Source organism: Bradyrhizobium sp. LTSP857 (assembly GCF_000938285.1).
GTDB lineage: Bacteria > Pseudomonadota > Alphaproteobacteria > Rhizobiales > Xanthobacteraceae > Bradyrhizobium.
In genome coordinates, this window is the sequence record NZ_JYMS01000025.1 from 127,677 (window position 1) to 146,216 (window position 18,540).

At 63.3% G+C, this 18,540-nt stretch carries 18 protein-coding genes; 8 read left to right on the forward strand and 10 right to left on the reverse strand.

Going from position 1 to position 18,540, the window contains the following annotated elements:
- The first annotated feature begins 66 nt into the window (after nt 1-66).
- The gene (locus UP06_RS14015; RefSeq protein WP_045003166.1) at nt 67-1,323 is read left to right on the forward strand and encodes an O-antigen ligase family protein; all 1,257 of its coding nucleotides are present in this window, start codon (nt 67-69) and stop codon (nt 1,321-1,323) included.
- Here the strand turns inward: UP06_RS14015 and UP06_RS14020 are convergent.
- Nucleotides 1,292-1,768: a MarR family transcriptional regulator gene (locus UP06_RS14020; RefSeq protein WP_045003219.1), complete on the reverse strand. Its 477-nt coding sequence runs from the start codon at nt 1,766-1,768 to the stop codon at nt 1,292-1,294. The two genes, UP06_RS14015 and UP06_RS14020, sit on opposite strands and share 32 nt — an antisense overlap.
- Nucleotides 1,769-1,915: 147 nt before the next feature.
- On the opposite strand from UP06_RS14020, the gene UP06_RS14025 reads away from it, so the two are divergent.
- Nucleotides 1,916-3,112, forward strand: coding sequence for an FAD-dependent monooxygenase (locus tag UP06_RS14025; protein ID WP_045003168.1), 1,197 nt, complete (start codon nt 1,916-1,918; stop codon nt 3,110-3,112).
- Nucleotides 3,113-3,245: 133 nt separating this feature from the next.
- On the opposite strand, the gene UP06_RS14030 is transcribed toward UP06_RS14025, so the two are convergent.
- Genes UP06_RS14030 through UP06_RS14040 form a run of 3 tightly spaced genes read right to left on the reverse strand, consistent with a single transcriptional unit; the run spans nt 3,246 to nt 6,038 of the window.
- A complete protein-coding gene (locus UP06_RS14030) occupies nt 3,246-4,424 on the reverse strand; it encodes a saccharopine dehydrogenase family protein (RefSeq protein WP_045003170.1) in 1,179 nt (392 codons plus the stop codon).
- Nucleotides 4,425-4,433: 9 nt separating this feature from the next.
- The gene (locus tag UP06_RS14035; protein ID WP_045003221.1) at nt 4,434-5,216 is read right to left on the reverse strand and encodes a DUF169 domain-containing protein; all 783 of its coding nucleotides are present in this window, start codon (nt 5,214-5,216) and stop codon (nt 4,434-4,436) included.
- A 54-nt stretch (nt 5,217-5,270) separates the two neighbouring features.
- Nucleotides 5,271-6,038 carry a YdcF family protein gene (locus UP06_RS14040; protein WP_045003224.1) on the reverse strand — a complete coding sequence of 256 codons (768 nt, stop codon included), beginning with the start codon at nt 6,036-6,038 and terminating at the stop codon, nt 5,271-5,273.
- A gap of 217 nt (nt 6,039-6,255) precedes the next feature.
- Here UP06_RS14040 and UP06_RS14045 point away from each other — a divergent pair, with 217 nt between their 5' ends.
- The 3 genes from UP06_RS14045 to UP06_RS14055 all read left to right on the forward strand — a co-directional run bounded on the left by UP06_RS14045 (nt 6,256) and on the right by UP06_RS14055 (nt 8,159).
- Entirely contained in the window at nt 6,256-7,197 is a 942-nt protein-coding gene (locus tag UP06_RS14045) for an acetamidase/formamidase family protein (RefSeq protein WP_045003171.1), read from the forward strand.
- Nucleotides 7,198-7,399: 202 nt separating this feature from the next.
- Nucleotides 7,400-7,597: a hypothetical protein gene (locus UP06_RS14050; RefSeq protein WP_007603456.1), complete on the forward strand. Its 198-nt coding sequence runs from the start codon at nt 7,400-7,402 to the stop codon at nt 7,595-7,597.
- 73 nt (nt 7,598-7,670) lie between these two features.
- Entirely contained in the window at nt 7,671-8,159 is a 489-nt protein-coding gene (locus tag UP06_RS14055) for a GcrA family cell cycle regulator (RefSeq protein ID WP_045003226.1), read from the forward strand.
- Between the two features lie 283 nt (nt 8,160-8,442).
- On the opposite strand, the gene UP06_RS14060 is transcribed toward UP06_RS14055, so the two are convergent.
- Nucleotides 8,443-9,999, reverse strand: coding sequence for a porin (locus UP06_RS14060; RefSeq protein ID WP_045003172.1), 1,557 nt, complete (start codon nt 9,997-9,999; stop codon nt 8,443-8,445).
- A gap of 410 nt (nt 10,000-10,409) precedes the next feature.
- Here UP06_RS14060 and UP06_RS14065 point away from each other — a divergent pair, with 410 nt between their 5' ends.
- The gene (locus UP06_RS14065) at nt 10,410-10,916 is read left to right on the forward strand and encodes a MarR family winged helix-turn-helix transcriptional regulator (protein ID WP_045003173.1); all 507 of its coding nucleotides are present in this window, start codon (nt 10,410-10,412) and stop codon (nt 10,914-10,916) included.
- A 19-nt stretch (nt 10,917-10,935) separates the two neighbouring features.
- Here UP06_RS14065 and UP06_RS14070 read toward each other — a convergent pair whose 3' ends face one another.
- The 3 genes from UP06_RS14070 to UP06_RS14080 form a co-directional block, all read right to left on the reverse strand.
- Nucleotides 10,936-12,051, reverse strand: coding sequence for an alpha/beta hydrolase family protein (locus UP06_RS14070; RefSeq protein ID WP_045003174.1), 1,116 nt, complete (start codon nt 12,049-12,051; stop codon nt 10,936-10,938).
- A gap of 252 nt (nt 12,052-12,303) precedes the next feature.
- Nucleotides 12,304-13,275, reverse strand: coding sequence for an SDR family NAD(P)-dependent oxidoreductase (locus UP06_RS14075; protein WP_045003176.1), 972 nt, complete (start codon nt 13,273-13,275; stop codon nt 12,304-12,306).
- Between the two features lie 142 nt (nt 13,276-13,417).
- Complete coding sequence (locus UP06_RS14080; RefSeq protein ID WP_045003177.1) at nt 13,418-14,326, reverse strand: dihydrodipicolinate synthase family protein; 909 nt, start codon at nt 14,324-14,326, stop codon at nt 13,418-13,420.
- Between the two features lie 328 nt (nt 14,327-14,654).
- On the opposite strand from UP06_RS14080, the gene UP06_RS14085 reads away from it, so the two are divergent.
- Nucleotides 14,655-14,894 carry a hypothetical protein gene (locus tag UP06_RS14085; RefSeq protein WP_045003179.1) on the forward strand — a complete coding sequence of 80 codons (240 nt, stop codon included), beginning with the start codon at nt 14,655-14,657 and terminating at the stop codon, nt 14,892-14,894.
- Between the two features lie 192 nt (nt 14,895-15,086).
- Here the strand turns inward: UP06_RS14085 and UP06_RS14090 are convergent, their stop codons facing one another.
- Complete coding sequence (locus tag UP06_RS14090) at nt 15,087-16,559, reverse strand: outer membrane protein (RefSeq protein WP_082081390.1); 1,473 nt, start codon at nt 16,557-16,559, stop codon at nt 15,087-15,089.
- A gap of 204 nt (nt 16,560-16,763) precedes the next feature.
- Nucleotides 16,764-17,735, reverse strand: a complete 972-nt coding sequence (locus UP06_RS14095; protein WP_050031633.1) for an alpha/beta fold hydrolase — start codon at nt 17,733-17,735, stop codon at nt 16,764-16,766.
- Between the two features lie 124 nt (nt 17,736-17,859).
- Between UP06_RS14095 and UP06_RS14100 the strand changes: the two genes are divergently transcribed.
- Complete coding sequence (locus UP06_RS14100; RefSeq protein ID WP_045003182.1) at nt 17,860-18,483, forward strand: TetR/AcrR family transcriptional regulator; 624 nt, start codon at nt 17,860-17,862, stop codon at nt 18,481-18,483.
- Nucleotides 18,484-18,540: the final 57 nt, after the last annotated feature.

Here is an 18,540-nt window from a genome sequence, read left to right on the forward strand (position 1 = left end):
TGGATCGCCCGGTCAAGCCGGGCGATGACAGCGGTGTTTGTGGCGTACGAGTAGCGTGAGCGTATAATGGCGTATGCGGCGACAGCCGGGGGAATGAACGTAGCCGCACCGGCTGCGCCCGGCGTGCTGGCCCTTCAGCGCGCGCTGGTGTGGCTGGTCGGCGCCTCCGGCGCGATCGTCTTCATCGAGCCGAGCCCTTACGAGATCGTGACGCTGCTGGCCACCGTCACCTTTTTCGCCACCGGCCTGCGGCTCAAGCTCGTGCTGATGCCGCTGCTGCTGGCACTGGTCCTGCTCAATATCGGCTACACCATCAGCGCAATCCCGCTGCTCGAGCAGTCCGAAGTCGCAAGCTGGATCGCGACCTCCTGGTACATGGCGGTGACCGTGGTGTTCTTCGCCATGGTCATGTCCGAAGACACGGCGGCGCGACTCGACATGCTGCGCCGTGGCCTCGTGGTCGGCGCAATGGTCGCCTCGGTCTCGGCGATCGTGGGCTACTTCAACCTCGTTCCCGGCGGCCATGACCTCTTCACGCTCTACGAGCGCGCGCGCGGCACCTTCAAGGACCCGAACGTGCTCGGCGCCTTCCTGATCCTGCCGGCGCTGTTCTCGCTCCAGAGCGTGGTCTCGGACAAGCTCGGCAAGGTACTCCGCAACGTGATCGGCTTCGTAATCATGTCGCTGGCGATCCTGCTCGCCTTCTCCCGCGCCGCCTGGGGCGGACTGGTCCTGACCTCCGCGTTCATGCTGGCGCTGATGGTGTTGACCAGCCGCACCAACACGCAGCGCTCGCGCATCATCATCATGGCGATCGTTGCCGCGGTGCTGGGCCTGGCGCTGATCGCGGTGCTGCTGTCATTCGACAGCATCGCCGAGATGTTCAAGCAGCGCGCGAGCTTCGACCAGAGCTATGACGAAGGCCGTTTCGGCAGGTTCGGCCGGCACATCCTCGGCGCGGAGATGGCGCTCGACCTGCCGTTCGGCATCGGCCCGCTGCAATTCCATCGCTTCTTTCCCGAGGACACCCACAATTCCTACCTGAACGCCTTCATGTCCGGCGGCTGGCTCTCCGGCGTGTGCTATCCGGCGCTGGTCTTCACCACCGTGATCATGGGTTTTCGTCATATCTTCGTGCGCGTGCCCTGGCAGCGCGCTTATCTTGCCGTCTTCTCTGCCTTCGTCGGCACCGTCGGCGAGAGTTTTGTGATCGACACCGACCACTGGCGGCACTTCTGGATGATGCTGGGGGCGATGTGGGGCATGATCGCAGCCGCACAGGCCTACAAGGTCAAGTCTGGCGAGGACGCTTCTTCAGCTTGAGATCGGGACGCTTCTCCGGCGGTGTATCGAGCAGGCCCTTCAGCGCCGCGGTCGCCGCCAGCACGCCCTTGTAACCCTCGGTCGCGAAACGCAGCAGCAGCCGCAGCTCCTCGTCCGAATAAGTGCTCCAGACCTTCTCCATCGCCTGCTGCATCGGCACATAAAGTTCGCCGATCTTCATGGCCTTCTCCGGCACGACGGCGATGAAGACCTTGCGGCGGTCGGTCTCGTCGCGCTCACGACGCACAAGGCCAGCCTTCTCGAGCCGGTCGACCACGCCGGTGATCGCGCCGGTCGTCAGCCCCGTGACTTCGGCGAGCCGGCCCGCCGTGACGCGCCCCTCGAGGTACAGGATGTCCATGCATTCGAGGTCGGAATTGGCAATTCCGGCAACGTTGGCAACGGTCTGGCCATAGAGCACCCCCTGCGCGGACGACCGGCGCATCGCCTCCTCGACCTCCTGCAACAATTTCGCGCGCGCCTTCGTCCTTGACAAGGCCGACCTCATATCTTAGTCGATATATATCTTAGTCGCTAAGAGATTTAGCGACCGTAATTTCTCCTAACACCACGGAAGCGTCCGGAGCAAGCCATGTCAAACCGTCCCCGCAAGGCCCTGATCATCGGCGCCGGCATCGCCGGGCCCGTCACCGCGATCCTGCTGCGCCGCGCCGGCATTGAGTCCGCGATCTACGAAGCGTGGCCCTACTCGAAGGGCATCGGCGGCGGCCTCCAGATCGCGCCGAACGGCATGCATGTCATAGATGAGATCGGACTTGCCGGCGAGTTGATCAGCCGCGGCTCGATCGCGGAGTCCTTCGACTTCTACTCGCAGGAAGGCCGAAGGCTCGGTTCGATCAACCGCGACATGGCGCGGCGCTTCGGCCAGCCCGCGGTCAATGTCTGCCGCGCATCGCTGAACGAGATGCTGATCGACAAGGCCTGGTGTTCCTGCGTCTCGCTCTATTTCGACAAGCGGCTGATCAAGATCGAGGACCGCGGCGACCAGCCGATCGTCGCCTATTTCGCCGACGGCACCACCGCCGAAGGCGATTTCCTGATCGGCGCCGACGGCGTGCACTCGGTGGCGCGGCGCCAGGTGATCCCGGACGGACCTGTCCCGTTCAACACCGGCCTGATCGGCTTCGGCGGCTTCGTGCCGCATGCGGTGCTGAACGGCAGGCCGATCGGCCGGCACGTCGAGACCACGTTCGGGCAGAGCGGCTTTTTCGGCTACGGCTATTGCAGCCCCGATCCGAACGACGGCGTGATGTGGTGGAGCACCCAGCCTTCACATAGCATGGATGCCGCGATGTTCCGCGCGCTCGATGAGACGACGCTGAAGCAGCATCTGCGCGGCTTCCATCACGGCTGGCACGATCCGATCCCTGATATCATCGAGGCGGCCGAGAACATCGTAGTCACCGATACGCTCGACGTCGCGACCTTGCCGACCTGGTCGCGCAAGCGCTCGCTGCTGATTGGCGATGCCGCGCATGCGACCAGCCCGCATGCCGGTCAGGGCGCCTCGCTCGCACTGGAAGACGCGATGCGGCTCGCCCGTCTGATGCAGGACGGCCAGGAGCTCGGTGTCACCTTCCAGAACTTCGAGGCCGAGCGTCGCCCGCGCGCCGAGAAGATCGTCGCGCTGGCCCGCCGCAACGGCAACAGGAAGCGAGAATTCAGCGCCACCGGCGCCTGGGTCAGGAATCAGATGATGAAATGGCTGTTGCCGCTGGGCTCGAAGAGCATGGATTTCATGTACGCGTATGACGCGAGGGCGGTGTAGCGACGATCACGGTGTCATCGCCCGCAAAGGCGGGCGATCCAGTATTCCAGAGACTGTAGTGATTGAACCGAGAGGCCGCGGCGTACTGGATGCCCCGCCTTCGCGGGGCATGACACCGTCTTTGACGCAGCCGCTAGCTTTCCACCGCAAACGTCAGCCCCGCATGCTCCTGCAGCCGCTTGATCAGCTTGTGCTGCATCGCTGCGCCCGGCGTCCAGAAGCCGGCCGGGACATCTGTCACATCGCGCAACAGGCAGATCGCGCATTCGGAGATCATCTTCGAGGTCGAACCATAGCCAGGATCGCGATCGCCGGTGACGCCGGCGCGGATTTGACGGCCATCGGGCGCGATCGCGACATAGAGCAGATCGAAGCGGCCGTTGTCGCGCTCTTCCTTTGAAGGCCCCTCGCCCGGCTTCGGTGCGTTCGGGCCGGTCTTCTCGGCGTTCGCAGCCATCACGCGCTTGGCGTTGGCCTCGCCCTTCTCGCCGGGACCGGTCAAGACCATCTCGTCGTAGACGAAGTCCTGGCCGTAGGGGAAGCCCATCAGCATGTTGGAGCGATGGACGTTGCGGGTGTTGATCAGCGCCATCATGAACGGCGCGGCCCAGGATTGCAGATCTTCCTCGAGGGCCGCCCTGTTGCCCCTCGGCTGCTTCGGACCGGTGAACCCGGGCGTCAGCGCAAAGGAATCGTTCAGGATCGTGATGAGGCTGATGTCCTTGGCGACCGCATCGAACGTCGCCTTCGCGCTCGCCGCGGTGCCGCCTGACAGCGTGCCGCGCATGTCGCGCACGCGGCCCTTCACGCGCGAGGCCGGCGCGCCGAGCACACGCTTGGCCTCTTCCTGCACGAAGAACGCGCCGAGCTCGAACGGCACGGAATCGAAGCCGCAGGAGAACACGATGCGCGCGCCGCTCGCCTTGGCTTCCGCCTCGTACTTGTCGATCATCTGCCGCATCCAGATCGGCTCGCCGCAGAGATCGAAATAATCGGTGCCCGTTGCGACGCAGGCCGCGAGCAGTTCCTCGCCATAGAGCTGATACGGGCCGACGGTGGTGATTACCGACATCGTCTGCTCCGCCATCGCCCTCAGGGAGGCGGCGTCCGACGCATCTGCGACAATCAGCGGCGTATTCCCGGGCGCGCCGATCGCATCGCGCACCGATTTCAGCTTGCCGAGGCTACGGCCTGCCATCGCCCATTTGAGCCCGTGGTCGCCCTTGTAATGCAGAGTCAGATATTCGGCGACGAGTTGGCCGGTAAAGCCGGTCGCGCCATAGACGACGATGTCGAATTTCGTAGAGCTCATGGTCGACCTTTACTTCTTCGCGTAACTGACGCCCATGCCGGCACGGACGTCGCTTTGAATCCCGTAGGGCGGAATCGGATAGCGCAGGCCGTTTTTGGCCAGCGCCTTCATCCCCTCGATCGCCTTGGCGAGATGCGAAGGCTTCAGGGCCATCAGCATCTCCTCGTCCGGCACGCCGCCATAGCGCCGTTCGGCATAGCATGGCAAGGATAGGCTGGGCTCGCCGGTTTTCAGCGCCCGCCCCCAGGAATCCGCGCACGCGGTCTCGCCGACCACGCCCCATTCGAACTTCTTGTAACCGGTATATTGCAGCCCGTTGATCAGGATGATCATCTGTCCTGGCGTCGCATAGACGAGGCAGATGTCGGGCGGATCGAGCCGGCCGCTTGCAAGCGGGCTCACCGCGAGCGCCTGGTACTGGCCGAACGGAACCACGTCCAGCGCCTCCTGGCGCTTGCGCGCGTCCTCCGCCGTACCATGCCAGACGCCGACATAGTTTTCGCCAGCGAGCCATTTGTCGTCCTGGGGGCTAAGCCCGATCACCGCGCGGCACTGCGCACCCACGAGATCGTCGGCAGTGATGCCGACAGTCCATCCCAGGCGTGAGGCCATGCTGACGATCTGGTCGGTGGTGTGGACCGCATTCGGACGCCGGATCTTCGGGATCGCCTCCATGTCCGCAGCGCGCGCGAACAGCTTCATGCCGATCACCGTCGTCTTCAGCCGCAACAGGTTGTTGAGATCGGCCACGAGGCCGGCAAGATCGATCATCTCTGCATTCTGCTGTTGCATGGCGTCCTCCGGGCCGGCGATCATGCGCCGATCATCTTCGTATTCTCGTCGTTTCTAGTCCTTCGCCGGGCCTGGAAGCAAATCGGAAGTCCTGCCCATCAGGCGGTAGGCCACGAGCCCGATCCACTCGCGCGCGGCCACGTCGGTTCGGTTTAAACCTTCCGTGCCGTAGTTGGTGAAAGAGAACAAATCATCACGCCCGCCCATCCGCCAATCCACGGGATAAGCCTCGACGTCGAAACCGGCCTTGCGGAAGATCCCCACCGAACGCGGCATGTGGAAGGCCGACGTGACCAGGAGCCATCGCTCGCCCGGTTTTGGCTGCACCAATTGCTTGGTAAAGATCGCATTCTCGTATGTGTTGCGCGAATTCCGTTCCAGGATCAGACGATCCTTCGGGATACCTAGATTCTCCAAAATCGGGGCAGAGTAGTCGGCCTCCCTGGCGGCACCCATGACCAGGCTCGCAGAGCCGCCGGTAAAGACGACACGCGCATTCGGAAAACGTCGCGCCAGCTCGGCCGCTGCGAACAGACGATCGGCCGCACGAGGCACGACTGGCGTGTTATGCGCCGCCGAGAGATCGGTATCGACGGAACCGCCCAGCACGATGATGCCGTCGGGCGCTCCGCGCGACGGATCCCACGGGGGAAAGCGCGACTCCAGCGGATAGAGCACGAGATTACCGAGTGGCGAAAAGGCGGCGAGCGCAAGCAGGACCAGCGTGGTCGCGGCCAACTTCCGGCCGAGCCCGGCAAAGCGCGTTGCCATCAGCACGACCGAGATGATCCCGAGCTCGACCAGCAAATTGATCGGCAGCACTGCGGCGCCAAGCGTCTTGGAAAGAACGAAGAACAGGAGAACCTCGCTGAAATGATCGAGCTGATGGAGATGCGGCTTGACCCGCCCGCCCATCTTCAGAAATCTTCTTGGAAGAGGATCGATTGCCGGGTCAAGCCCGGCCATAACAAGTTCTCATGACGCGTTTTCTTGACGAGTCTTCTTGCCGCCCCCCGATGCAAACGACCGGACACCGCAAATGACCCATCATCACCTGAATGCAAGCCCCGAAACCTGCCATTGGGGCTTCTTCGAGGCCCGGCTCAAGCCGGTTCTGACGATTAAGAGCGGCGATGAGGTCACGATCGACACCATCAGCGGCGGCCCGGATGTGGTGCCCGATCGCAACAAGTTTCACGTTCCGCCCGAATTGTTCGAGGTTCATGCCAAATCCGAGCGGATGGTGCCCGGCCATATCCTCACCGGGCCGATCGCGGTCGACGGCGCCGAGCCGGGCGACGTGCTCGAGGTCGAGATCCTCGACGTCCAGCTGCGGCAGGACTGGGGCTACAATCTGATCAGGCCCTTGTCCGGCACCCTGCCCGACGATTTCCACGAGACGCGCCTCCTCAACATCCCGCTGGACCGGACGCGGATGGTTGGCCGCATGCCCTGGGGCCTCGACCTGCCGCTAAAACCGTTTTTCGGCGTGATGGGCGTTTCGCCGCCGCCGGCCTGGGGCCGCATCACCTCACTCATTCCGCGCGCCATGGGCGGCAATCTCGACAACAAGGAGCTCGGCGCGGGCGCGACGCTGTATCTGCCGGTATTCGTGCCCGGCGCGATGTTCTCCTGCGGCGACGGCCACGGCGTGCAGGGCGACGGCGAGGTCTGTGTCACCGCGATCGAGACTGCGTTGCAGGGGCGCTTCCGGCTGACGCTGCGCAAGGATTTGCGGCTCGATTATCCGCGCGGCGAAACGCCGACCCACTACATGACCATGGCGATGGACCCCGACCTCGACCAGTGCGTGGTGCGGGCATTGCGCGACATGATCGTGCTGCTCGGCGAGAGGCGAAACCTCTCGCGCGAGGACGCCTACACGCTGTGCAGCCTGGCGGCCGATTTGCGGGTGACGCAGACCGTCAACGGCTCCAAGGGCATCCATTGCATGATCGAAAAGGCGATCGTGCACGGCTAGGCCCCGCAGGACCTTTCCCCTCTCACCCTGCTCTGTCGCCGCCCGGTCCGCCGGCGCGGTATGCCGCGTCATGGCAATTTTCTTCAGTGATTCCAAAGGCCTCAACAACAGCCTGGATCAGGATTTGACTTCCACTCTCGAACCTAAATAGAGTCTTAATCGTTACTTTTATGTATCTGAGTATGAGGTTAGCGTTCGGACCATGGCCACCGAAAAAGCCGAGACTGACCGCATTCCCGTAACCTTGGCGCTCTCGACCATCACCTATCTCGAAAAACTGGTGAGACAGGGCACCCACGGCACCAGCGTTCCCGGCGTCGCACGAACATTGATCGAGGAAGGCATCCGTCTCGCCATCAAGGACGGGCTTTTGTCGATTCGCGACAATGGCAGGACGTGAGCGCGCGCCGGACGTGAGGCGGACGGATCTCGAGAGGCGGATGGCCGACATCTGCAACCTGGGACCGTTTCAAATGCCTGTTCTTGCACCAACCTGGACCGACGAACGCATCGAACTTCTGAAGCAGCATTTCGAGGCGGGCCTGTCCTGCCGCGAGATCGCCGCCGACATCGGCGTCAGCCGCAACGCCGTGATCGGCAAGCTGTCCCGATTGAATCTCACGCGCGGCCGCTCGGTCGACGAGCGCAGGCTCCAGGACAAGAATTTTGGCAAGAATTTTACGCCGGCACGCGCGAAAGCGGTGCCCCGGCTGCAATTCGAAATGCTCGCCACGATCTATGGCGAAACCAACGAGGCCGCGATCGACCGTCCGATCGACGACGCCAATCGCTGCTCGCTGATGGAGCTCGGTGAAAACCGCTGCCGCTGGCCGATCTCGACGCCGGGTGCGGATGATTTCTGCTTCTGCGGCAACGCTGCATCTGACGGCCAGTCCTATTGCGCCGGCCACAGCCGCCTCGCCTACCGGCCAAACTCCCGCGCGCGTGTCGCGCGCGGCTGAGGCCGCATCATCATGTCCCAAAATGAAAAACCTCCGGCGGGGCATCGCCGGAGGTTTCTGGAGGCTTAGCATGAAGCTAAGAGCCGTAACTTTCGAAATCGGCTGAGGGCTATATAGCTTAGTAACTCAGGTAAGTAAATAAATTTGGCGCAATCGAATCGCATAGCTCCTCTTCGTCGCCTGCGTGGGAGCGTTTCGGGTTTTCGAAACCGGCGTCTTGCGCAGAAAAAAGCCCCGGCGGTGACCCGCCGAGGCTTCATCAGATCGTAAGAAGACCGGAAGCTTACCAGTTGCGCTGGGCGCGCAGCAGCAGGCTGTAGGTGTCCTGGTCCTTCAGCTCGTAAGTCGCCGCGGGCTTGGCAACCGACGTCAGCGCCGGCGTCGTGATCGTGCCCGAGTACTTCTGGTCGAGGTGGCTGTAGACGAAGTCAGCCGAGAAGGTCAGACCCTTCACCGGCGTCCAGCGGGTGATCACGCCGACCTGGCCGATGTTGAAGTCCGGGTTGCAGGTGCCGGTCAGGGTCGCGAACGAAGCGCTGCCGCAGATCAGGCCCTTCGCCGTGCCGCTGTAGTTGACGGCAGCCCAGGCACCGTAGAGCGCCGTGTTCCAGTACGGGCTCCAGTTGTGGGTGTAGGCACCACGGAAGCCGTAGGTCTTGGTCAGCTCGAGGCCGCCACCCGGAGCAAACACCGCGTCAGACACGCCGGCGAAGCCGATGCTCTGATATGCGGCGTTGGAACTGCCGAACATCGAGTAGCTGGTCGCGGCCAGCTCCTGGAAGTTGTAGCGGCTCGCACCGTCGGTGTAGACGCCCGACACGTTGATCACGTCACCCACACCGGTCGGGATGTTCTTGATCGACAGAGCGAGTTGGACAGCCCAGCCCCACTTGTCCTCCGGATGACCTGTGGTTTCGGTCGCGCCGTAGTAGCCGACATGGTTGTCGTGCGCGGCAACCGATGCCTGGAACAGGCCCCAGGCCTGATCGACGCGGACCATACCGACGAGATCGGGGGACCTGGACCCGCCGAGGTCGTTCGAGCCGTAGGCACCACCGAGCACGCCCGAGGTGCTCATGCCCGCAGTGTTCCAGATGTTGGTCTGGAAGACCTGCGTCGCGTCCTGCGCCGAGAACGCAGCCGTCACGCCCTGGCCGAAATCGGCCGTGTAGGTGAACTGGGTGACGCCGTTGGTGGTGCCGCTGCCGCCGACCAGCTGGTCGAAGTTGTTGCCGGGATAGTTGATCCAGGGCGCGTCGAACTGCGACACCGACTTACCCATGGTGAAGCCGGCGAACTGGATGAAGGCGTAGTAGACGCCGAGCGAGCCGCCCGAGAGGTTGCCGTCGGTGCCGTTGACGTTGCCGCCGCTCGAACCGGTCAGGCCGGTGCCGGCCGCATTGAGGCCGATCGTGCCGGTGTACTGGGTCGCACCCGTGCCCGAACCGGTGCCGCCGTAGTTGCCGGTCGTCCAGGTGAAGACGGCGTCGAAATAGGTGCGGACCACGCCGTATTCCGTCGCGGTGCGCGTGTCGATGTTGAGATCTTCGCGAGCGCGCGCCGAGTAGTAGTTGTTCAGGCGGTTGTTGGCCGCAAACGTGCCGCTGTACTGGGCGCTGTAGTTGCCGCCGGCATTGAGCGCGACTTCCGCACGCAGGTAACCACCAAGCTTGATGCAGGTGTCGCTGCCCGGGATGTAGTAGAAACCCGCGCCGTAGAGCGAGCAGATCTTCACGTATTCGACGGCCTTGGCCTTCACCGGAAGATCAGCCGCCTGAGCTCCACCGACGGCGATCAGACCCGCCGCAGTGCCGAGCAAAAGGCTCTTCACTACTTTCATTTTAAAACCTCCAAGTTGTTCATTTTACGAAGACCGGACCGTGAGGCCCCCCAGATCCCCGTCTCTCCAAATCCGCCCGGCCGCTTCGCGCTTTCGGACACACCCGCTAAGAGCGCGAGGGACGTGAGCGAACCACCTGCAACGGGACGATCGAGTACCCCCCACCGTCACGGGTCAATATGCATGTGCCGTTATGGTAATCAAAATAGTTTATTAGATCAGTTTACCGGTTTCGCTAACTCTGTGTCCGCGGCGCAACACCAGCCTGGGACAAAAAGGCTGAGCTGATCATATTTGTAATTTCCGTGACAAAATAACCCTGCCCTGCACTTGCGTCAGGGCAGAGTTGCGTGGACTATGCCGTCCCATGAACACCGGTCCGAAAGAATCAGCCGCGCGGGAGTGACGCTGTGTCAGCGACGAGGAAAGAAGGGGCGCGCCTCCGCTCCGGCGGCAATCTCGATATTATCAGGCGCTTCACCTGGGAGATATCGTCGATCAACATGCATCTGGAAGAGCTGCGTCAGTTCTGGGCCAGGACGCTCGGCATCAGCGGTCCGCAATGGCTGATCCTGATGGCCATCTCCGACCTCGACAAGGACGATGGCGTTCCCGTCAACGTGGTCTCGAAACTCCTTCACGTCGATCCGTCCTTCGTCACCACCCAGTCCAAGCTGCTCGAGAAGAAGGGCCTGTTGCGCCGGCGTCCGTCGCCGACCGATGCCAGGGTGGTGCGGCTGTCACTGGTCGACAAGACTCAGAAGCACATTGCGAGCCTCAACGAGCAGTACAAGACGATCCGCGAATTCGTCTTCCAGGAATTCGACGAGACCGAGCTGGCCGAATTCACCACCAAGCTCGCGACGCTGAAGACCCGCCTCGAAAAGGCGTGCGTCAGGATATCCCTCGACTACTGATCAGGACAGCAGGCCGCGCTTAGATCCGCCGACCTGTGGCGCCGAGCTGCGATTCGAGCCAGTCGAAAATGTATTCGTTGGCAAGGCTCGGATTGTCCGCATGGGCCTGCGCCGCGCCGGTCTCCGCTGCGGTGAACACCTTCAGCAGGATCTCCGAGCTGCCGAGCCGGGATTTCTGCACGATCTGACGCGCCCGGTCGGCCTTGAGCCAGCCGTCCTCGCCGAGCGTGATCAGCACCGGACAGTCGACGCTGGAGGCCATCAGCGGCGAATGCGGCACCGGGACAATGCTGAGATCGCTCATCGCGAAACGGCTGGCGAAGAAAGACCGCTCGTGCAGATCCCACAGGCCACCATCGCAGACGGCTGCTGCGAGCCGCGGCTCCTGCAACACCGCACGTGCGACAAAAGAGGAGCCCCACCCGTCCGCCACGATCGCGACGCGATCGAAATCGACGTCGCTGCGCGTCTCCAGATAGTCCATCACACTGGCAATCGAGCTCTCGAGATCACGGCGCTGCAACAGCAGGTCAACATGATCGTCGCGCTGGTCGCCGAGCAGGTCCAGGGCGAGCATCGAAAGGCCACGCTCGCGCGCGTGCGGCGCCAGCTTGAACAGAAACTCTTCCTTGCGATGGCCGGGCTCGCCGATGCAGATCACGGTCGGAGCCCGCCCGTTCGCGGATGGTGCAGGCAGGAAGTAACCCTGCAACGAATGTCCTTCGACCCACGGCACTGTCACGACTTCGCCGGCCGGGCTACGCGCCGCGAGAGAGCGGCGGGCGCAATCCTGCATCGCGAGCACCGCCACCCAGCGACGCTCGTCGGCCGGATCGAGCGGCATTGCCGCCGCGCTGTAGTAATTCATCGCGCGCAACCAGTTGCGCTGCGCGGTCGCCATATGGCCCTCAGCGAACGCAGCCTCGGCGCGATGCCGGTTGGCCCGGGCCAGCTTCTTCCATTCGCGATGCCATGACTGCTCGTCGCCGCGCTTCAGTTGCCGCGCGATCATCAGGCATTCCGCGATGGTGGCGCCGCCCTCCTGGGCCGCGGTGAGCAGCCGCGTGAATTCAGCGGAGATATCCTCTCTCTCCGGGCAGAGGATCCAGTCGTCGGAGAGGCATGCGGGTATCATCGGGAGCTACGCTCTATCGTGGCGTTACTCATGATTTACTAAACTATTTTAGTTTGCCAACCAAGCAGGCTTGCGCCGAATGAGACCCGTTCGAGATCACCATCGCTTGAACGCAGGATTTATTCCCGCATGCATGACATTCCGTTTCGTCATAAGACGGCGAACACGCGCGCGAGAGGCGCACATAATGACCTGCGCGCCTCTTGCCATGATGAACATCATACCTATATCGGCGCGCGATCGTTGACAGTCTCAGCCAAGCCGCCAACCGACGTCCTGGGTAAAACTTTCGTAGAAGGCACGGTCGTAAGCCTGCTCCGGCGTCGCGCGCACGCGCTCATCGAGCAGCTTGGCATCCTCGCCGACCAGGATGCGCCATCGCTCCGCTTTCACGCCGTCGAGAATGATCGTCGCGGCTTGCGCAGCCGTCGTCGGCGCATCTTCCAGGAAGCTGCGGGCGCGCTCGGCAAAGGCCGCCTGGATGTCGTCGTCCGACATTTTGTCAGCATCTGGCACACCGGCCGCGATCATGCGCTTGCGGGTCAGCGCGACCTCGTCGGCGTTGAGACGCTCCGAACCATCGGCGCTCTGCACCTTGCGTGAGTTGGAGACGATCGAGGTACCGATATGGCCGGGCATCACCACCGAGCATTTGACGTGCGGCGCGTGCAGGCGAAGGTCGTTGACGAGCGCTTCGGTAAAACCCTTCACTGCGAACTTCGCCGAGCTGTAGGCGGTGTGGGCCTGGTTCATGCCGATCGAGGCCCAGAAGCCGTTGACGCTCGCGGTATTGACGATGTGCGCTTCGTCTGCCTTGACCAGCATCGGCAGGAAGGTGCGCACGCCGAGATAGACGCCGCCCCAGCAGATGTTGAAGGTGCGCTCCCACTGCTCGCGCGTGTTGGTGAACAGACTGCCGCCACCGCCGATGCCGGCATTGTTGAACAGCAGATGGATCCTGTCCGTCATCTGCTGCTCGGCGAGCTCGTCGCGAAAACGCTTGAGATGATCCTCGATCGAGACGTCGGCGACATGCGTCGTGACGCGCAGGCCTTGCGGCAGCTTCTCGGCCTCGCAGAGCCGCTTGGTCTCGGCCATCGCGGCTGCCGAGACGTCGCACATCGCGACGTTGCAGCCCTCGGCAACGAGCTGCCGCGCGAGCTCCCGCCCCATTCCCGTGCCGCCGCCGGTGATGACTGCGATCTTTCCTGCAAATTCCTTCATGGGACTTCGGCCCCTCCCCTTATCGCTATGTTTCTTTCGTCCGTGCACGCGCCCTTTGGGCCACCTGCAAAATGTAGCAGCGCCGCATCCGCAGGTAAAAGCGGATCGGCCACTGCCAAACTCGGTTATTTCGATTGACGGACTATTCCGCCGCTTCGACGTGGTGTCCGTTCAATGCACCGAGAGCCTCGAGCGCCTTGCGGGTCGCAGCCTGCTGCGCGGGCGAGGCCTCCGGCATCGGCGCGCGCGGATATGTCTTGGGCAGGCCCTGAAGCGTCTGCGCATAGCGTGTGCAGGCCGGCAGATTGTCGGCGATAACAGCGTTCCACAGCGTCAGAAGCTTCTTGTGCAGGTCGAGCGCGCGCGGATGATCGCCCACCTTCACCGCGTCCCACAGCGCCACCGAGGCATGCGGCGCCGCGGTCAGGATCGCGGCGATCGAGCCATGGGCGCCGAGCGTATAGGACGGATACATCAGGGCATCGACGGCGCTGTAGATCAGCTTGTCGGGTGCCATCATCATGAGATCCGCGAACAGCTTGAGGTCGCCCGCGCTCTGCTTGACACCGACGACCAGCGGCACCTCGGTCATGATCCGCGTCAGCAGCGCCGGCGACAGGTAGGACCACGGCACGACGTTGTAGATGATGATGGGCATGCCGGTCTCATCGGCCATGGCGCGGAAGTGCGCGACCATCGCCTCGTCGTCCGGCTTGAACAGATAATGCACCGGCGTGACCTGTAGGGCTGCGACGTTCATGTCGCGCACCAGCCTGCCGCGGCGGATCGCATCGCGCGTGGAGTCCACGATGATACCCGCGATCACGGGGATGCGTCCCTTCACCGCCTCCACCGTCGCGGCCATCAGGTCGCGATATTCCTCGTGGTCGAGCGTATGCCCCTCGCCGGTCGAGCCGCCGGCCGCGACGCCGTGAGCGCCGGCGCCGATCATCCAGTCGACCTGGGGCGCCACGAGCTTGGTATCGATCTCGCCGTCTTTGCGGAACGGCGTCGTCATCGGAGGGATCACCCCGGTCGGTCGTACCTTCATATTCTACCCTCGCGTTTCCATGTCCCTTGTGGCGGTCCCGCTCTCCTGGCGAGTATCCGCGCAAGCCTGAGCCTACCGGCCGCGCGGGCGCTGTGAAGGGCCGGCGGCGCGGCGCTGCCCTCACAATCGGTCATTCCTGCGGCCATCTGTGCCGGTTCCCCGTATTTGCCCGGCTTCGGTTTAAGGGGATTTTTTTTACAATCCGAATCGTCAAATGGGGGTGGACGCTGGGTCGAGTCGGCCAGGCCAGCGTGTTGTTTTCGTCACAGGCTCTGGCACTCCGCTTGCATCCTCTTCGTGGTCAGAAACTACCGATGAGGTGATTGGAATGTTCATTACCGTCGTTGCCGTGCTCTGTCGGCTTGGCACCGCTGCCTCAGGCAGCTGTGTCGAGGAAATCGTGACCGACAGCAACATGACGCCCGAGATGTCGATGATGGCGTGCGCGGTCGGCGCACAGGCCCCTCTTGCGAAATGGATGGGCGAGCATCCGATCTATCATGCCAACTGGCGCCTCGACCGCTACAAATGCGTGCCGGGTCACTACGAGATCAAGGGCCACGCCTAAAGGCCCCGCAAAACTACTGCTACCCGAGGAAACGCCCCGGAGGCCGCCTTGTCTCTCCGCGCGGGCTCACGCAGCGCCAGACCCCATGAGGTGGCGCGCTTTGTGACATCGATCACGCCCTCCCCTTAAGCCACCGCGCGCGGAATGATCGCACGCGCCCGTCGCCTTTTCCGGCGCCGACGATGTGTCGGCCTAGTTCACATCCAGCTTGTAGTTCAGGCCCGCGCGGAAGATATCGTCCCTGAATGAGGACTTGACCGAGAACGAGGTGTACAAGATGTCGGTGACTGCGAGCGAGTTGGTCATGCTGCCGAGATCGAGATGGAGATACTCGGCCTTGCCGGTCCAGTTGCCGAACAGCCGGGCTTCGATGCCGCCGCCAGCGGACCAACCGCTGCGCGTTTGCTTCGAATGCATCGTGAAGGCCGCGCTCGACACCATCGTGCTGGTTTGTTCGATCTCGCCCCAGGCGCCACCACCGGTGACATACAGCAGATAGCCGTCGGCGGCCCAGCCGAGGCGCGCACGCGCCGTTGCAAACCAGTTCAGCTGTTGGGCCTCGCTGTCACCGGAGACGCAGGCTTGGCCGCAGCCGACGCTGTCCTGGTTGGTCCATTGCGCGTCGCCCTCGACGCCGACAACGATATGCTCGACCTGCCAGTTGAAACCGCCCTGGCCGCCGATCAAGCCGCCCTTCGGTCCGAGCTTCTGGGGAACGAACGAGGAGTCATTATTGCTGATGCCGGGTCCCGGCGGGAGCACCGCGGGATCAATAAAGTTGTATTGCCGGAACGTCGTGTTGCCGGTGCCATAGCCGCCGTTGACGCCGAGATAGACGCCGGTCCAGCGCCATGCCACGGCCGATGGATCGACCGGCGCCGGAGCGACCGCCGGTGTGTTCCAGAATCTGTAGTTCAGACCGACACGGGCGATGTCGTCGGTGACGTGGGTGCTGGCTAAATTCATGACATCGAAGCTGACGCCGTTGACCGGGCCTCCGACGATGTGGCTCGTCGTGCTCTTGCCGTTGAAGTCGAGGTGCAAATACTCGACCTTGCCGCTCCAATTGCCCCACAGCCGCGCCTCGATGCCGCCGCCCAGCGCCCAGCCGCTCAGCACATTGTTAACGGCGACTTCGCCCTTCGCGTCGTCGATCTGGCCCATCGCCGTCTCGCGCACGCCGGCCCAGGCCGGGCCGCCGGTGATGTAGATCAGGTAGCCCTCGTTGGCGAAACCCACGCGGCCGCGCGCGGTCGCGAACCAGTTGAGCTCATGGCGCAAGGAAAAGGCGCCGATCTCGCCGTTGGCGGCGAGGATACATTCGAGGCCGCCGCAGCCCGTATCTCGCTGACCGGTCCACTGTCCGTCGCCTTCCACGCCCAGCACCACATGGCCGAGCTGCCAATTGTAGCCGAGCTGACCGCCCACCACGCCGCCGCGGGGCAGAACATGGCCGATGCCGGGGAGCGGCGTAGCACCGACAAAATTCTCGTCGAACGTGTCGTTGCCAAAACTGTACCCGGCATTGACGCCGGCGTAGAATCCGCCCCAGCTCCAGGAAGGCAAAGGCGGCGCCTTGTAAAACGCCTTGACGGGAAGATCGGCGGCGTTAGCCCCGATTGCCGTTGCCAGCAGCATCACGCCGGCCAAACCAACCCGTTTCATTCCAAGCCGCCCCGTTCAAAGCCGTCACGTTCAAAGTCTTGCATTCCCGGTCTGGCGATGTCCGATCCGTGGCCGGGAAGAAGCCCGCGAATCTAGGGGTCGTGGTCACACCACCATAGTAGTCTTGGGCGGAATGGCCCGGCTGTAACTTAATCGCCACGGTTTTTGTTTTTTCTCTACCGGAAGTCGAATCCAGCGATCACATCATCCCCCGGCAACGGCGCGCAGGATGATCGCACGTGCCTGTCGCCCCTCCGGCGTCGGCATCAATGCATAATTATGCGGCTGGTTGCGCAACAGATGCAGCTCGACCGGGACGCCCGCGTCCCTCGCCCTCGCGGCGAGATCGACGCTGTCGGGATAGAGCAGATCGCGCGTGCCGGAGAAGATGAGCATCGGCGCGAGCGAACGGAAGCCGCCATTCAACGGGCTGACGAAGGGATGGCCGACATCGAGCTCGCCGGCATAGAGCCGCCCCGCCTCGATGATCCCCGGAATGTCCTGGATCGGATCGCGCGCCGCGATCGCCACCTGCTCCGGGCGGCTGATCGACGCGTCGGCCGCCGGCGAGATCAGCACCAGCCGGCTCGGCTGCCGATGCCCGCGATCGCGCAGCCATTGGCATGCGGCCAGTGCCAACCCGGCGCCGGCCGAATTGCCGACCACCGTGACCTTTGCGGGCCCTGCATCCTCAAGCAGCATCCGCAACAGCTCGGCCGTCGCCGGCACGAGGTCTTTCGCGGTGGTGCGCGGCGCAAGCGGATAGATCGGCACGACGCACACGACGCGCCCCTTGCGCGTCATCTGGCCGACGAAGCGCCAATGCGCCGGCACGATTTCGTTGATGTAGCCGCCGCCATGCAGGAACATGACGTAATTGCAGCCCTCATGGCCCGAAGCCGGCGCGGTGTAATAGACCGGCCATCCGCCCATCTTCGTCAGCGTCACCTCGACGCCGCGGCCGAGATTCGGCGGCTCAAACGAGGCCGGCTGCAAGGCGAGCTTCTGTACATGCGCCTGCACGGCCTCGGCTGATGCGAGCTGTTGCTTATACGGAAGCTGCCGCAGCAGCAGATTGAAGGCGCGGCTTTGCAGGCTCGGCGCGGGATCGCGACTCCGCGCTGCGCAGAAGTCCGGACAAAACTGTAAGGCCGACACGATTCTTGCGACGCTCATGGTCAGTTCCCCGTCTGGCTCGGCATCCATATGGCGACAAAGAGGCTTGCCGAAAGGCCGCCACATGCGAATATAATGCGAGCATTCGCTCGCTTTTTCCACTCGCATTCCGGATCGCAGGCCCATGGCGCGCAAGCCGCCGACAAATCCTCGAAAAAATGCCTCGCAGGCACGCTCACGCGCCACCGTCGACGCGCTGGTCGAGGCGACTGCTCGCATTCTGGTCCGCGAAGGCTTTGAGAAAACCAGCACCAACCGCATCGCCGAAATCGCCGGCGTCAGCGTCGGCTCGCTCTACCAGTATTTTCCCAGCAAGGAGGCCCTCGTCGCCGCCGTGATCGACCGTCACAACGACGAGATCATGGGCATCGTCCGCGCAGCACTCTCCGAAGTCGCCGACATGCCGATCGACAAAGCCGTACGCCGCCTGGTCACCGTCGCGATCGAGGCCCACCGCATCGACCCAAAGCTGCACCGCGTGCTCGCCGAGCAGATCCCGCGCACGGGACAGCTCGCCGACGTCGAAGCCTTCAACCGCGAAGTCCACACCCTCGTGCGCGCCTATCTCGAAAGCCGCCGCAAGGAGATGCGCAAGATCGACATCGATATCGCGACCTTCATATGCGTCAGCGCGATCGAGGCGATCGCGCACAACACGGTGCTGAACCAGGCGGAGATGCTGTCGGACAAGATGGTGAGGACGCTGGTGGATGAGACGACAAGGATGGTGGTGGGGTATTTGAGGTAGGTGCCGTGCCTTCGAACGTCTAACCACGCCTCAACACCTCCTTGAAATCGCTCTCTA